This window comes from Pseudomonas sp. GV105 (genome assembly GCF_003058185.1).
GTDB lineage: Bacteria > Pseudomonadota > Gammaproteobacteria > Pseudomonadales > Pseudomonadaceae > Aquipseudomonas > Aquipseudomonas veronii.
This window is the reverse complement of sequence record NZ_QBUF01000003.1, coordinates 236,427-249,618: the sequence shown is the minus strand read 5'-3', so window position 1 is coordinate 249,618 and position 13,192 is coordinate 236,427. Positions and strand designations below refer to the sequence as shown.

The following is a 13,192-nucleotide window of genomic DNA, read 5'->3' as shown; positions in this document are numbered from 1 at the left end:
GGCACGCCACTCAGTGGGTGCGGGTCACTTTGCTCAGGTGGCGCGGCTGGTCCGGGTTCATGCCACGGGCGAGCGCCAGGCCGGCGGCCATGACATAGAAACTCTGGATGGCCAGGATCGGGTCCAGGCTCGGGTGTTCGGCGCGGCTCAGCGGCAGGTCGCGTTCGGCGATATCGTCCGGCGCGGCCAGCAACACGCGGGCGCCGCGTTGGCGCATATCGGCGGCCAGGCTCAACAGGCCGGCTTGCTCGGCACCGCGTGGGGCGAATATCAGCAGCGGGTAGTTGTCGTCGATCAAGGCCATCGGCCCATGACGCACCTCGGCGCTGCTGAAGGCTTCGGCCTGGATCGCCGAGGTTTCCTTGAGCTTGAGCGCGGCTTCCTGGGCGATGGCAAAACCGGCGCCTCGGCCGATGACCATCAACTGCTGGCAGTCGCGCAGGGCGTCGATGGCGTTCGTCCAATCCTGTTTGGCCGCCTCGCGCAGGCCATCGGGCAACGCACGGCAGGCGTGCAGCAGGTCGGTTTCCTGGTTCCAGTGGCCGATCAACAGCGCGCTGGCGCTGAGGGTCGCGATAAAGCTCTTGGTCGCGGCCACGCTGAGTTCCGGCCCGGCGCACAGCGGCACGTGGAATTCGCAGGCGGCTTCCAGGGGCGAGTCTTCGGCATTCACCAGCGAGATGCTCAAGGCGCCGCGTTGGCGCAGCAGGCGCAGGCTGTCGACCAGGTCCGGGCTCTGGCCCGACTGAGAGAAGCCGAACGCGACCTGGCCGCTGACCTTCAACGGCGCGTGCAGCAGGGTCACCACCGACATCGGCAACGACGCCACCGGAATGCCCACGTGCTGCATGGCCAGGTAGGCGAAGTAGCTCGCGGCGTGGTCGGAACTGCCGCGAGCGACAGTCATCGCCACGTGCGGCGGCTGACGGCGCAGGTGCTCGGCGATGTCTTGCAGGCGCGGGGCCAGGCGTTGCAGCTGCGCCGCGACCGCGTCGCTGGAGGCGAGGGCCTCTTCAAGCATTTTTGAAGACAATGGTTTCTCCTTCGACCATGACGTCGGTGAGGTGCAGGGAGCGGTCCAGGCGCACGCAGTCGGCAAAGCTGCCGGGTTGCAGGCGGCCGCGTTGTTCCAGGCCCAGGTAGTCCGCCGGAAATTGCGACAGGCGTTGTGAGGCTTCGCTGATGGGCAGGCCGATCTTCACCAGGTTGCGCAGCGCCTGATCCATGGTCAGGGTGCTGCCAGCCAGGGTGCCGTCGGCCAGGCGCACGCCGCCCAGGCATTTGGTCACGGTGTGGCTGCCCAGCTTGTATTCGCCGTCGGGCATGCCGGCGGCGGCGGTGGAATCGGTGACGCAGTACAGGCATGGGATCGCGCGCAGGGCTACGCGCATGGCGCCGGGGTGTACGTGGAGCAAATCCGGGATCAATTCCGCGTACTGCGCGTGGGCCAGCGCCGCGCCGACGATGCCGGGCTCGCGGTGATGCAGCGGGCTCATGGCGTTATACAAATGCGTGAAGCTGGTGGCGCCGGCGGCGAGGGCGGCGACGCCTTCTTCATAGCTGCCCAGGGTGTGGCCGATCTGCATACGCACGCCGCGTGTACTGAGGGCGCGGATCAGGCGGTCATGCCCGGCGATTTCCGGGGCGATGGTGATCACCCGGATCGGCGCCAGGCGCAGGTAGGCTTCCACTTCTTCCATCAATGCGGTGTGGGCGAAGTTGGGTTGCGCGCCGAGTTTGCCCGGATTGATGTAGGGCCCTTCCAGGTGTACGCCGAGGACCCGGGCGCTGCCGCTCGGGCGCTGCGCGCAGAAGCTGCCGAGCTGGCCGAGCACGCTGGAGATTTCATCCGCCGGCGCGGTCATGGTGGTGGCCAGCAGCGACGTGGTGCCAAAGCGCACGTGGGTGCGGGTGATGGTTTCGAAGGCGTCGGCACCTTCCATGATGTCTTTGCCGCCACCGCCGTGGACGTGCAGGTCGATAAAACCCGGCAGCAGGTAGGGCAGGTCGTTGTCGGCCGGGTCGCAAGGTGCGCCTTCAATGGCGATCACCTTGCCGTGTTCATGCACCAGGCGGCCGCGAATCCAGCCATGGGGTGTGAGGATATTGTCTTCGGACATGGGCAGTTCTCTAAGGCCGCAGTGCGCGGCAAAGGCCTATCGACGCAGCTCGGCGACAAAGTCGTAGTAGTCGTTGCGGCAGTAGGTGTCGGTGATTTCGATCGGGGTGTTGTCGGCGGTGTAGCCGACACGGGTCATCAACAGCATGGCGGTGCCGGGGGCGATGCCGACCAGCGCGGCGAACTCGTCTGAGGCGTTGATCGCCTGGATATGCTGCAGGGCGCGCACGATGGGTTTGCCGATGCCTTCGAGGTACTCGTAGAGAGACTGGCCGATGGCTTGCGGGTGCGGCAGCACCGCGGCGGGCATGGTGGTCATTTCGATGGCCATCACCGTGTCGTCCGCCTTGCGCAGGCGCTTGAGCCGCGCCACTTTGTCGGTCGGCGACAGGCCCAGGCGGATCAGCTCTTCGTGGGTCGGCGCGCTGATGTCGCGTTCCAGCCACTGGGAGCTGGGCACAAACCCCTTGAGTCGCAGCATCTCGCTGAAGCCCGACAGGCGCGACAGCGGTTGTTCCAGGCGTGGCGTGATAAAGGTGCCGGAGCCTTGGCTGCGACGGATCAGGCCTTGGGCAAACAAGACTTCCAGCGCCTTGCGGGCGGTGACGCGCGAGATGCTCAACTGCTCGCTGAGGGCGCGTTCCGACGGCAGGGCCTGTTCAGATTTCCATTGGCCGGCGTGGATCGCCGCTTCCAGGTTGCGGGCCAGTTGCAGGTACAGCGGCGTGGATTGCTTGTCGTCGGGACGCAGCGTCAGGATGGGGTTCATCTGTCAGGTTTCCGATGCGGTTATTAGTGTGTTGTCGCCCGGTATTGGTCGGAAACTAATACCACTTAAATACCATGTCAATGCTGCCAAAACGCTTCGGCTCCTGGTTTCAGGGCGCATTAACGGTGTCTGGTATCAAGTGGTATTAGAGAGGTCTTTAAGGCGCGCAGAGCTGCGCAGCCTGCGGGGTGAATTGGTATTCACCGGCAGGCGCTGTCGAGGGCAGGAAACTTTTTTTAGTTAATTGACCGAGGGGCGAAGGTTACGGGCGGATCTCGACCAGGGTGCCGTCCTTGACCAGGTTCCAGACTTCGCGCATGTCGACGTTACGCATGCCGATGCAGCCGTCGGTCCAGTCCAGGGTGTGAAACCACTGCTCCGGGTACTCCGCGGTGTCGGGCGTGCCGTGGATCATGATCATGCTGCCGGGGTTCACGCCTTGGCGGCGGGCACGGGCCGAATCGCTGATATTGGGGTAGGAGATGTGCATGGACAGGTTGTAGCGGTCGCTGGTTTTGCGCCAGTCGATCCAATACAAGCCTTCCGGCGTGCGACGGTCGCCCTCGATCAGCTTGGTGCCCTTGGGATTTTTGCCCAGGGAGATACGGTAGGTCTTGAGGGGTTTGCCGTCGTTGATCAGCTGCAACTGATGGGCGGACTTGAGGACCAGAATTTTCTCGACCGTTTTGCCGCCCAGGGTTTCCAGGGTGGTGGCTGAGGACAACGTGGCGAACGACAGGCAGAGCAAAGCAAGCAACCAACGCATTAAAACGATTTCCCTTGGACGACGATCTGCCGGTTTGTTATTGGGCGGGCTGGGACAGCGGCGGCACAGCTTCGTTGCGCACCGGGAACGACCGTAGGCGACGGTCGGCGAAGAAGTATTCTAAGGTACGCCCGACTGTGCGGAAAGCCAGCTCGGACCAAGGGATATCGGCCTCGTCGAACAGTCGCACTTCCAGGCTTTCGGGGCCAGCGGCGAAGTTGAGGTCAATCAGCTCGGCGCGGTAGAACACATGCACCTGGCTGATATGCGGCACGTCGATCAGGGTGTAGAGGCTCAGGTTGCGTACATGGGCGCAGGCTTCTTCCATGGTCTCGCGCATGGCGGCCTGTTCCACGGTCTCGCCGTTCTCCATGAAACCGGCGGGCAGGGTCCAGTAACCCAGGCGGGGCTCGATGGCGCGGCGACACAACAACACTTGATCGCCCCACACCGGCACGGTGCCGGCGACGATATTGGGGTTCTGGTAGTGAATGGTATGACAGTGATCGCATACAAAACGCAGGCGTGCGTCGCCTTCGGGAATGCGTTGGGTGACCGGTTTACCGCACTGGCTGCAGAAATTCATGCTGGGGTTCCTGGAAAGTCTGCCTATCTTGGCGTGGGCGGCAGGGCCCTGCAAGTTGTCGTTTCGCGACAGCCCTTCGGTTTTGGGGTTGGGCGCCCGCGCGCTTTGGTGCATGATGCAAAGTAGCCAACAGACCGAGATGACTCATGCTGGACGAGCTACTTCGCCGGGTAAGCAATCACACACCGCAACGGCTTGAGACCGACGGGCGTTTCCCCGAGGCCGCCGTGCTGGTGCCGATTACCCGCAGTGACGAACCTGAGCTGATCCTGACCCTGCGCGCCAGCGGCCTGTCGACCCATGGTGGCGAAGTGGCCTTTCCCGGCGGGCGTCGCGACCCCGAAGACCCGGACCTGATCTTCACCGCCCTGCGCGAAGCCGAAGAAGAAATCGGCCTGCCGCCTGGCCTGGTCGAGGTAATCGGCCCGTTGAGCCCGCTGATTTCCCTGCATGGCATTCGGGTCACGCCCTACGTTGGCGTCATCCCGGACTACGTCGACTACCTGGCCAACGACGCCGAAATCGCCGCCGTCTTCAGCGTGCCCCTGGAGTTTTTCCGCCAGGACCCGCGCGAACATACGCACCGCATCGATTACCAGGGCCGCAGTTGGTACGTGCCGAGCTATCGGTTCGGCGAATACAAGATCTGGGGGCTGACGGCAATCATGATCGTCGAGCTGATCAATTTGCTCTATGACGATGCCAACATCAGCCTGCACCAGCCGCCCAAGAGCTTCATCCATCTATAAGCCATCGTTTAAATGGCCAGTCGTGAGGACATATCATGAAATACCGCCTGGGCGACGCCCGCGTTGAGACGCACCCACACAGCTGGGTGGCGCCGAATGCCACGCTGGTGGGCAAGGTCAAGCTGGAGGAGGGCGCCAATGTCTGGTTCAACGCGGTGTTGCGTGGCGACAACGAACTGATCCTGATCGGCAAGAACAGCAATGTGCAGGACGGCAGCGTGATGCACACCGACATGGGTTACCCGCTGACCCTGGGCACCGGCGTGACCATCGGCCATAACGCCATGCTGCATGGCTGCACCGTCGGCGACTACAGCCTGATCGGCATCAACGCGGTGATCCTCAACGGCGCGAAGATCGGCAAGCACTGCATCATCGGCGCCAATTCGCTGATCGGCGAAGGTAAGGAGATTCCCGATGGCTCCCTGGTCATGGGCTCGCCGGGCAAAGTCGTGCGCGAATTGACTGACGCGCAGAAGAAGATGCTCGAGGCCAGCGCTGCGCACTATGTGCATAACGCCCAGCGTTATGCGCGGGATCTGGTCGAGCAGGAAGAATGAAGCCGCCAGAGCGCCCCGTCGCCTCGCCGTGCGTGAGCATTTGCGCGCTGGATGACGACGACATTTGCACCGGCTGCCAGCGTACCGTGGAAGAAATCACGCGTTGGAGCCGCATGGACAACGCCGAGCGTCGGGTGGTGCTGGGGTTGTGTCATGAGCGGGCGCTGGCGGGTGGGTTGGTGTTTATGGCGTCCGGTAAATCCGCTGGCTGAACCATCGCTATCGGGGGCAAGCCCCCTCCCACATTTTGACCGCGTTCCTACAGATTAAACGCGGTCGAATGTGGGAGGGGGCTTGCCCCCGATGGCGCCATCCCAGACGACATCCCTGTAATTGTGTACCCTGTGCGGCATTACCCACAGGTCCATCCCCCCATGCTCTTCCTGATCGCCTACATCAGCAGCGTCGTGCTGATCAACTTCGCCTTCTCCACCGCGCCGCACCTGGATGTGATCTGGTCCGCCTGGGGCGGCCTGGTGTTTATCCTGCGCGACATGGTGCAAACCCGCTTCGGCCACGGCGCGATCCTTGCCATGCTGGCGGCGCTGGCGCTGTCGTATATCACCTCCGACCCGTCCATCGCGCTGGCCAGCGCCACTGCGTTCGCGGTGTCCGAGTGCATTGACTGGCTGGTGTTCAGCATCACCAAGCGCCCGCTCCACGATCGCCTGTGGATAAGTTCGGCGCTGAGCATTCCCCTCGATACCTTTATCTTTTTCGGCTTGATCGGCGCGCTTACGCCTGCCGTGGTGGGCACCGCGCTGGCGTCGAAATTCGCCGGGGTCACCGCGGTCTGGCTGATCATGGCCTGGCGTATCCGCAAACGTGCCGTCGCCAACTGAAGCCAATCTGTGCAGTTCATGTAAAATGCCGGCCTTTCTCCCCATGATCCGCTCCCCTGAGGACCTGAGATGACCCGAATCGGAACTCCATTGTCGCCAACCGCGACCCGCGTTTTGCTGTGTGGCTGCGGTGAGCTGGGCAAGGAAGTGGTAATCGAACTGCAACGCCTGGGCGTTGAAGTGATTGCCGTGGATCGCTACGCCAACGCGCCGGCGATGCAGGTGGCTCATCGCAGCCATGTGATCAACATGCTCGACGGCGCGGCCCTGCGTGCGGTGATCGAGGCGGAAAAACCGCACTTCATCGTGCCGGAAATCGAAGCCATCGCCACCGCCACCCTGGTGGAGCTGGAGGCCGAAGGCTTTACCGTGATCCCGACCGCGCGCGCCGCGTCGCTGACCATGAACCGCGAAGGCATCCGGCGCCTGGCCGCCGAAGAGCTGGACCTGCCGACCTCGCCGTACCACTTCGCCGATACCTTCGAAGACTACAGCAAGGCCGTGCAAGACCTGGGCTTCCCGTGTGTGGTCAAGCCGGTGATGAGTTCGTCGGGCAAGGGCCAGAGCCTGCTGCGCAGTGCCGACGACGTGCAGAAAGCCTGGGATTACGCTCAGGAAGGCGGGCGTGCCGGCAAGGGTCGGGTGATCATCGAAGGCTTTATCGACTTCGACTACGAAATCACCCTGCTGACCGTGCGCCACATCGGCGGCACGACCTTCTGTGCGCCGGTCGGCCACCGTCAGGAGAAAGGCGATTACCAGGAATCCTGGCAGCCTCAGGCCATGAGCCCGATTGCCCTGGCGGAATCCGAGCGCGTGGCCAAGGCCGTCACGGAATCCCTGGGCGGCCGCGGCCTGTTTGGCGTGGAGTTGTTCATCAAGGGCGATCAGGTGTGGTTCAGCGAAGTGTCGCCACGCCCGCATGACACCGGCCTGGTCACCTTGATTTCCCAGGACCTGTCGCAGTTCGCCCTGCACGCGCGCGCCATCCTGGGCCTGCCGATCCCATTGATCCGTCAGTTCGGGCCTTCGGCATCGGCGGTGATCCTGGTGGAAGGGCAATCGACCCAGACCGCTTTTGCCAACCTCGGCGCGGCCCTGAGCGAGCCGGACACGGCGTTGCGTCTGTTCGGTAAGCCGGAAGTCAACGGCCAGCGCCGCATGGGCGTGGCGTTGGCGCGGGATGAGTCGATTGAAGCGGCTCGCGCCAAGGCGACCCGTGCCGCTCAGGCGGTTGTTGTAGAGCTCTAAACCGCGTCGTGCCTATCGGGGGCAAGCCCCCTCCCACACTTAACCGCGTTTAATCTGTAGGAATGCGGTCAAAATGTGGGAGGGGCGGTGCGACGATTCGACTTGCCCCCGATAGCGATCTATCAGGCAACCTTGTTCAAATCGTTATCCCGCGTCTCTTTCAAGCACAGCACCGCAATCAAGCTCAGCAACGCTGCCGCCGACACATACCCGCCGACATAACTCAGCCCGCCCATCGCCACCAGCTTGGTCGCGAAGAACGGTGCCGCCGACGCACCGACGATCCCACCCAGGTTATACGCCGCCGAAGCGCCGGTATAACGCACGCGGGTCGGGAACAGTTCCGGCAGCAGCGCGCCCATCGGCGCGAAGGTCACACCCATCAGGAACAGCTCCAGGGCCAGGAACAGCGCCACGGCCCAGGTCGAACCGTGGGTCAGCAACGGCTCCATGGTGAAACCCGACAGAATCGCCAGCAGCGCACCGACAATCAGCACCGGCTTGCGCCCGAATCGATCGCTGGCCAAGGCTGCCAGCGGCGTCGCCAGGCCCATGAACAACACGGCAAAACACAGCAAGCCGAGGAATGTCTCGCGGCTGTAGCCCAGGGTCGAAACGCCGTAGCTCAGGGAAAACGCCGTGGTGATATAGAACAGCGCATAACACACCACCATCGACGCGGCACCCAGCAGCACCGGCAGCCAATGCTGGCTGAACAGTTCCACCAACGGCACTTTTACCGGTGCTTCCTTCGCTACCGCACTGGCGAATACCGGGGTTTCATGCAGCTTCAGCCGCGCATACAGGCCGACCATCACCAGCGCCGCGCTGAGGATGAACGGGATGCGCCAGCCCCAACTGCGGAACTGCTCGTCGTTCAGGTTCATGGCCAGGATCAGGAACAGGCCGTTGGCCGCCAGGAAGCCAATCGAAGGACCGAGTTGCGGGAACATGCCGAACCACGCGCGTTTGCCCTTCGGCGCGTTCTCGGTGGCGAGCAGCGCCGCACCGCCCCATTCCCCGCCCAGCCCCAGGCCTTGGCCGAAACGCAGCACGCACAACAGAATCGGTGCCCAGGCGCCGATGCTGTCATACCCCGGCAGCAAGCCGATCAGCGTGGTACACACCCCCATCAGCAGCAGCGAAGCCACCAGCGTCGATTTGCGGCCGATACGGTCGCCAAAGTGGCCGAACAGCGCCGAACCCAGCGGGCGGGCGATGAACGCGATGCCGAAGGTCAGGAACGACGCGAGCATCTGCGCCGTGCCGGAGGTCTGCGGGAAGAACACCGGGCCGATCACTAGCGCGGCCGCAGTGGCATAGATATAGAAGTCGTAGAACTCGATGGCCGTGCCGACGATGCTGGCGGTGGCGACGCGGGCGGTCGAGTTGGTCGGGGCGGCGGTCGCAGCCTCGTTATAGGTGGTGCTCATGGCGGTATCCCTGAGGGGCAGTGCGCGTTTGGACGCGGATTATTATTGGTCGAACACCCATGGATCAGGGGTGTGGGCGGAGCGGCTCGGGATGAGAGCGGACACCGGTCGTACAGGGCAAGGCAGTGCCTGGACGCGGTCCGTGCGGATAGCACGCGGTCGGGCGCGGCTTGGGTAAGCCGACCCGATTATAGGAAGGGGGTTGCGCATCCAACAAGGGGGAAAATCTGATCGTCTGCACACAGTGGATCAGTGTGTTCCGTCAGCGAGGCTACGTGGCAACCGGCACGCGGCTGGTGTGCCAGATCAGCACCTTGCTCACGCGGTTGTCTTCGGTTTCGAGGATTTCCAGGCGGTAGCGGCCGATCTTCAGGCACACCGCGCAATCGGGAATGGTTTCCAGCGCTTCGGTCACCAGGCCGTTGAGGGTCTTGGGCCCGTCGCTGGGCAGGTGCCAGGCCAGGCTCTTGTTCAATTCGCGGATCGAGGCGGTGCCGTCGACGATGTAGCGGCCGTCCGGTTGCGCTTCGATATGCGGGTTATCGGCACTCTGTTCGCTTTCGAATTCGCCGACGATTTCTTCGAGAATGTCTTCCAGGGTGACGATGCCCAGCACTTCGCCATACTCGTCCACCACCATGCCCAGGCGCCGCTGTTGCTTGTGGAAGTTCAGCAGTTGCAGTTGCAGGGGCGTGCTTTCCGGGACGAAGTAGGGTTCGTAGCAGGCCTCGAGCAAGGTCTCCTTGGTCAGGCTGGCATCCGGTAGCAGGTGCTGGATCAGCCGGGTGTTGAGCACGGCTTCGACCTGGTTGATGTCGCTGTGGAACACCGGCAGGCGGGTGCGCTGGGAGTTGCGCAGTTGCTCAAGGATCGCGTCGAGCGAGTCGTCCAGGTTGATGCCGTCCACTTCGCTGCGCGGCACCAGGATGTCGTTGACGGTGATGTTGTCCAGCGCGTGGATACCGGGCATGCCGGGCGTGCGACGTTCATCTCCCTCTGGCTCGGGTTCGTCATCATGGTCGGGCTGCGGGTCGTCGCTTTTTTTCACCATGCCCGGCGGGCGGGCAAAGGGGCGCAGCAACAGCAGGCTGATGCCATTGAGCAGCCAGGCGAGGGGGTAGATAATTTTCAGCGGCACGCCCAGCAGGGCATTGCCGAAGCCCAGCACCGCTTGCGGATGGCGGGTGGCCAGGGCGCGCGGCAGGTAATCGGCCAGCACCAGCAGGATCGTGCAGGAAACCAGCCAGCCCAGCCACGCGCCGTTTTGCGCCCAGGCATAGATCGCCAGCAGGGTGCAAAGGATCACCACGCCAGCACGGCACAGGGTGTTGCAGAGGATCATGCTGTGGCGCGGGAAGTGCAGACGGGCGGCGGCTTTGTCGCCCTGGCGGGTACCGGGGCGCAGGGCCAGCAGGTGCTGTTGTGCGGCTTCGATGGCGGTAAACAGCGCCGCCCACAAAATCAGCAAGGCGATTACCGCGAGCATCGGCCCTAAGGGCAAGTTGTCCATGATCGCTGCCCGTCAGATATGCAGGATGTATTCGCGAACCAGCTTGCTGCCGAAATAGGCCAGCATCAGCAGGCAGAAACCGGCCAGGGTCCAGCGGATCGCCTTGTGCCCGCGCCAGCCAAGGCGGTTGCGGCCCCACAACAGCACACTGAACACCACCCACGCCAGGCACGCCAGCAGGGTTTTATGCACCAGGTGCTGGGCGAACAGGTTCTCGACGAACAGCCAGCCAGAGATCAGCGACAGCGACAGCAGCGTCCAGCCGGCCCACAGGAAGCTGAACAGCAGGCTTTCCATGGTTTGCAGCGGCGGGAAGTTCTTGATCAGGCCCGACGGATGCTTGTGCTTGAGCTGATGGTCCTGCACGAGCAGGAGCAACGCCTGGAACACCGCGATGGTGAACATGCCGTAGGCCAGGATCGACAGCAGGATATGCGCAAGGATGCCCGGCTCTTCGTCGATCACCTGCACCGTGCCGGTGGGGGCGAATTGCGCCAGCAGCACCGTCAGCATGCCCAGGGGGAATAGCAGCACCAGCAGGTTTTCCACCGGGATGCGTGCGCAGGCGATCAGCGTGAGGGCGATCACTGCGGCGGCGATCAGGCTGGCGGCGCTGAAAAAATCCAGGCCCAGGCCGACCGGCGTCATCAAGTGGGTGAACAGGCTCGCGGCATGGGCCAGCAGGGCGAGGACGCCAAGGCCTGCCAGCAGGCGAGTGTCTGCCTTGGCGCCTTGCGCCAGGCGAGTGCCTTGGTAGAGGGTCGCAGCGGCATATAAAAAGGCGGCGGCGAGACTGGGTAGCAAACTGGGTGACAAAGGGAGCATAAATCCTGTTAGGCAAGCCCGAAAGGCGCTGAGTTTGGCATACACCTGCGTTCCACGAAAGACTTCAGGGCCAGACAGCGGGTGTGCATGGGCGCAGTCTTCGCTATAATCCGCGACCTGCCCACGCCGCAGGCTCGCCGAGCGCTGTTTTTAATAGCGATTTATCACAGCCTGGGCCGCCATTACCTCGGTCTACCATAGGGCCTGAAAGGATCGCGCATGTTTGAAAACTTGACTGACCGTCTCTCGCAGACGCTGCGCCATGTAACCGGCAAGGCCAAGCTGACCGAGGACAATATCAAAGACACCCTGCGTGAAGTACGCATGGCGTTGCTGGAAGCCGACGTGGCCTTGCCTGTGGTCAAGGACTTCGTCAACTCGGTCAAGGAGCGCGCGGTCGGCACCGAAGTGTCCCGCAGCCTGACGCCGGGCCAGGCTTTTGTGAAGATCGTCCAGGCCGAGCTCGAGAGCCTGATGGGCGCGGCCAACGAAGACCTGAACCTCAGCGCCGTGCCGCCGGCCGTCGTGCTGATGGCCGGTCTGCAAGGTGCGGGTAAGACCACCACCGCCGGCAAGCTGGCGCGCTTCCTTAAAGAGCGCAAGAAAAAAACCGTGATGGTGGTGTCGGCCGACGTGTACCGTCCGGCGGCCATCAAGCAGCTGGAAATGCTCGCGGGCGAAGTGGGCGTGACCTTCTTCCCGTCCGACCTGAGCCAGAAGCCGGTCGACATCGCCAACGCGGCGATCAAAGAAGCCAGGCTGAAGTTCATCGACGTGGTCATCGTCGATACCGCCGGTCGCCTGCACATCGACGAAGAGATGATGGGCGAGATCAAGGCGCTGCATGCCGCGATCAACCCGGTCGAGACGCTGTTCGTGGTCGACGCCATGACCGGCCAGGATGCGGCCAACACCGCCAAGGCCTTTGGTGACGCACTGCCGCTGACCGGCGTGATCCTGACCAAGGTCGACGGCGACGCCCGTGGCGGTGCCGCGCTGTCGGTGCGCGCCATCACCGGCAAGCCGATCAAATTCATCGGTATGGGCGAGAAGAGCGACGCGCTCGAACCGTTCCACCCTGAACGTATCGCTTCGCGTATCCTCGGCATGGGCGACGTGCTCAGCCTGATCGAGCAGGCCGAAGCGACGCTCGACAAGGACAAGGCCGATAAACTGGCCAAGAAGCTGAAGAAGGGCAAGGGCTTCGACCTCGAAGACTTCCGCGATCAGTTGCAACAAATGAAGAACATGGGCGGCCTCGGCGGCCTGATGGACAAGCTGCCGAACATCGGCGGTGTGAACCTGGCGCAAATGGGCAATGCCCAGGGCGCGGCAGAGAAGCAGTTCAAGCAGATGGAAGCCATCATCAACTCCATGACCCCGGCCGAGCGCCGCGACCCTGAGCTGATCAGCGGTTCGCGCAAGCGTCGGATCGCCATGGGCTCCGGCACCCAGGTGCAGGACATCGGTCGCTTGATCAAGCAGCACAAGCAGATGCAGAAGATGATGAAGAAATTCTCCGCCAAGGGCGGAATGGCCAAGATGATGCGCGGCATGGGCGGTATGTTGCCCGGCGGCGGCATGCCGAAAATGTAAAGTATTCGAGCGGGAGCATGCTCCTGCTCCGACCCACAGGGATGTGGGATCTCCAGCAAACCCGCCGTCTGGCGGGAGCTGACTTGCCGTTTTAACCGACGGCTCTATAGCAGATCTGAATGGCACGCTGATAGGCGCCAGAAAAAGACATTTGCAAAAGTCCGGATATTCCTTAGAATATGCGGC

General features: G+C 63.1%; 14 protein-coding genes. 6 read left to right on the top strand and 8 right to left on the bottom strand.

Annotated features, from left to right (window positions below; genetic code table 11):
* Window positions 1-10: 10 nt before the first annotated feature.
* From C8K66_RS07370 to C8K66_RS07350, 5 genes are all read right to left on the bottom strand, one after another.
* Window positions 11-1,021, bottom strand: a complete 1,011-nt coding sequence (locus C8K66_RS07370) for an SIS domain-containing protein (RefSeq protein ID WP_371928134.1) — start codon at window positions 1,019-1,021, stop codon at window positions 11-13.
* Window positions 1,014-2,120 (bottom strand): N-acetylglucosamine-6-phosphate deacetylase, encoded by a 1,107-nt coding sequence (gene nagA / locus C8K66_RS07365; protein ID WP_104904516.1) that lies wholly within the window; start codon window positions 2,118-2,120, stop codon window positions 1,014-1,016. The genes C8K66_RS07370 and nagA overlap by 8 nt, the downstream gene beginning before the upstream one ends.
* Before the next feature lie 36 nt (window positions 2,121-2,156).
* Complete coding sequence (locus tag C8K66_RS07360) at window positions 2,157-2,888, bottom strand: GntR family transcriptional regulator (RefSeq protein ID WP_017846147.1); 732 nt, start codon at window positions 2,886-2,888, stop codon at window positions 2,157-2,159.
* Between the two features lie 262 nt (window positions 2,889-3,150).
* On the bottom strand, window positions 3,151-3,654 hold the full coding sequence (locus tag C8K66_RS07355; RefSeq protein ID WP_017846146.1) for a murein L,D-transpeptidase family protein: 504 nt from the start codon (window positions 3,652-3,654) through the stop codon (window positions 3,151-3,153).
* A gap of 37 nt (window positions 3,655-3,691) precedes the next feature.
* Window positions 3,692-4,240, bottom strand: coding sequence for an NUDIX hydrolase (locus C8K66_RS07350; protein WP_017846145.1), 549 nt, complete (start codon window positions 4,238-4,240; stop codon window positions 3,692-3,694).
* A 146-nt stretch (window positions 4,241-4,386) separates the two neighbouring features.
* Here C8K66_RS07350 and C8K66_RS07345 point away from each other — a divergent pair, with 146 nt between their 5' ends.
* The 5 genes from C8K66_RS07345 (at window position 4,387) to purT (ending at window position 7,642) form a co-directional block, all read left to right on the top strand.
* On the top strand, window positions 4,387-4,989 hold the full coding sequence (locus C8K66_RS07345; protein WP_017846144.1) for a CoA pyrophosphatase: 603 nt from the start codon (window positions 4,387-4,389) through the stop codon (window positions 4,987-4,989).
* 35 nt (window positions 4,990-5,024) lie between these two features.
* On the top strand, window positions 5,025-5,549 hold the full coding sequence (locus C8K66_RS07340) for a gamma carbonic anhydrase family protein (RefSeq protein ID WP_017846143.1): 525 nt from the start codon (window positions 5,025-5,027) through the stop codon (window positions 5,547-5,549).
* A complete protein-coding gene (locus C8K66_RS07335) occupies window positions 5,546-5,761 on the top strand; it encodes a DUF1289 domain-containing protein (RefSeq protein ID WP_017846142.1) in 216 nt (71 codons plus the stop codon). Before C8K66_RS07340 ends, C8K66_RS07335 begins: the two co-directional genes overlap by 4 nt.
* 162 nt (window positions 5,762-5,923) lie before the next feature.
* Complete coding sequence (locus C8K66_RS07330; protein ID WP_017846141.1) at window positions 5,924-6,391, top strand: VUT family protein; 468 nt, start codon at window positions 5,924-5,926, stop codon at window positions 6,389-6,391.
* Between the two features lie 69 nt (window positions 6,392-6,460).
* Entirely contained in the window at window positions 6,461-7,642 is a 1,182-nt protein-coding gene (gene purT, locus C8K66_RS07325) for a formate-dependent phosphoribosylglycinamide formyltransferase (protein WP_026139924.1), read from the top strand.
* Window positions 7,643-7,764: 122 nt separating this feature from the next.
* On the opposite strand, the gene C8K66_RS07320 is transcribed toward purT, so the two are convergent.
* The 3 genes from C8K66_RS07320 to C8K66_RS07310 all read right to left on the bottom strand — a co-directional run bounded on the left by C8K66_RS07320 (window position 7,765) and on the right by C8K66_RS07310 (window position 11,410).
* Window positions 7,765-9,075, bottom strand: a complete 1,311-nt coding sequence (locus tag C8K66_RS07320) for an MFS transporter (RefSeq protein WP_017846139.1) — start codon at window positions 9,073-9,075, stop codon at window positions 7,765-7,767.
* 271 nt (window positions 9,076-9,346) lie between these two features.
* Window positions 9,347-10,585, bottom strand: coding sequence for a transporter associated domain-containing protein (locus tag C8K66_RS07315; protein ID WP_108524503.1), 1,239 nt, complete (start codon window positions 10,583-10,585; stop codon window positions 9,347-9,349).
* A gap of 12 nt (window positions 10,586-10,597) precedes the next feature.
* Window positions 10,598-11,410: an inner membrane protein YpjD gene (locus tag C8K66_RS07310; RefSeq protein WP_026139922.1), complete on the bottom strand. Its 813-nt coding sequence runs from the start codon at window positions 11,408-11,410 to the stop codon at window positions 10,598-10,600.
* A gap of 219 nt (window positions 11,411-11,629) precedes the next feature.
* Here C8K66_RS07310 and ffh point away from each other — a divergent pair, with 219 nt between their 5' ends.
* A complete protein-coding gene (ffh, locus tag C8K66_RS07305) occupies window positions 11,630-13,006 on the top strand; it encodes a signal recognition particle protein (RefSeq protein WP_017846136.1) in 1,377 nt (458 codons plus the stop codon).
* Window positions 13,007-13,192: the final 186 nt, after the last annotated feature.

What these genes read in the sequence shown, in the direction of transcription:
- C8K66_RS07370 (WP_371928134.1), bottom strand. Translation starts at nt 1,021, where the DNA reads ATGCTTGAAGAGGCCCTCGCCTCCAGCGACGCGGTCGCGGCGCAGCTG.
- nagA (WP_104904516.1), bottom strand. Translation starts at nt 2,120, where the DNA reads ATGTCCGAAGACAATATCCTCACACCCCATGGCTGGATTCGCGGCCGC.
- C8K66_RS07360 (WP_017846147.1), bottom strand. Translation starts at nt 2,888, where the DNA reads ATGAACCCCATCCTGACGCTGCGTCCCGACGACAAGCAATCCACGCCG.
- C8K66_RS07355 (WP_017846146.1), bottom strand. Translation starts at nt 3,654, where the DNA reads ATGCGTTGGTTGCTTGCTTTGCTCTGCCTGTCGTTCGCCACGTTGTCC.
- C8K66_RS07350 (WP_017846145.1), bottom strand. Translation starts at nt 4,240, where the DNA reads ATGAATTTCTGCAGCCAGTGCGGTAAACCGGTCACCCAACGCATTCCC.
- C8K66_RS07345 (WP_017846144.1), top strand. Translation starts at nt 4,387, where the DNA reads ATGCTGGACGAGCTACTTCGCCGGGTAAGCAATCACACACCGCAACGG.
- C8K66_RS07340 (WP_017846143.1), top strand. Translation starts at nt 5,025, where the DNA reads ATGAAATACCGCCTGGGCGACGCCCGCGTTGAGACGCACCCACACAGC.
- C8K66_RS07335 (WP_017846142.1), top strand. Translation starts at nt 5,546, where the DNA reads ATGAAGCCGCCAGAGCGCCCCGTCGCCTCGCCGTGCGTGAGCATTTGC.
- C8K66_RS07330 (WP_017846141.1), top strand. Translation starts at nt 5,924, where the DNA reads ATGCTCTTCCTGATCGCCTACATCAGCAGCGTCGTGCTGATCAACTTC.
- purT (WP_026139924.1), top strand. Translation starts at nt 6,461, where the DNA reads ATGACCCGAATCGGAACTCCATTGTCGCCAACCGCGACCCGCGTTTTG.
- C8K66_RS07320 (WP_017846139.1), bottom strand. Translation starts at nt 9,075, where the DNA reads ATGAGCACCACCTATAACGAGGCTGCGACCGCCGCCCCGACCAACTCG.
- C8K66_RS07315 (WP_108524503.1), bottom strand. Translation starts at nt 10,585, where the DNA reads ATGGACAACTTGCCCTTAGGGCCGATGCTCGCGGTAATCGCCTTGCTG.
- C8K66_RS07310 (WP_026139922.1), bottom strand. Translation starts at nt 11,410, where the DNA reads ATGCTCCCTTTGTCACCCAGTTTGCTACCCAGTCTCGCCGCCGCCTTT.
- ffh (WP_017846136.1), top strand. Translation starts at nt 11,630, where the DNA reads ATGTTTGAAAACTTGACTGACCGTCTCTCGCAGACGCTGCGCCATGTA.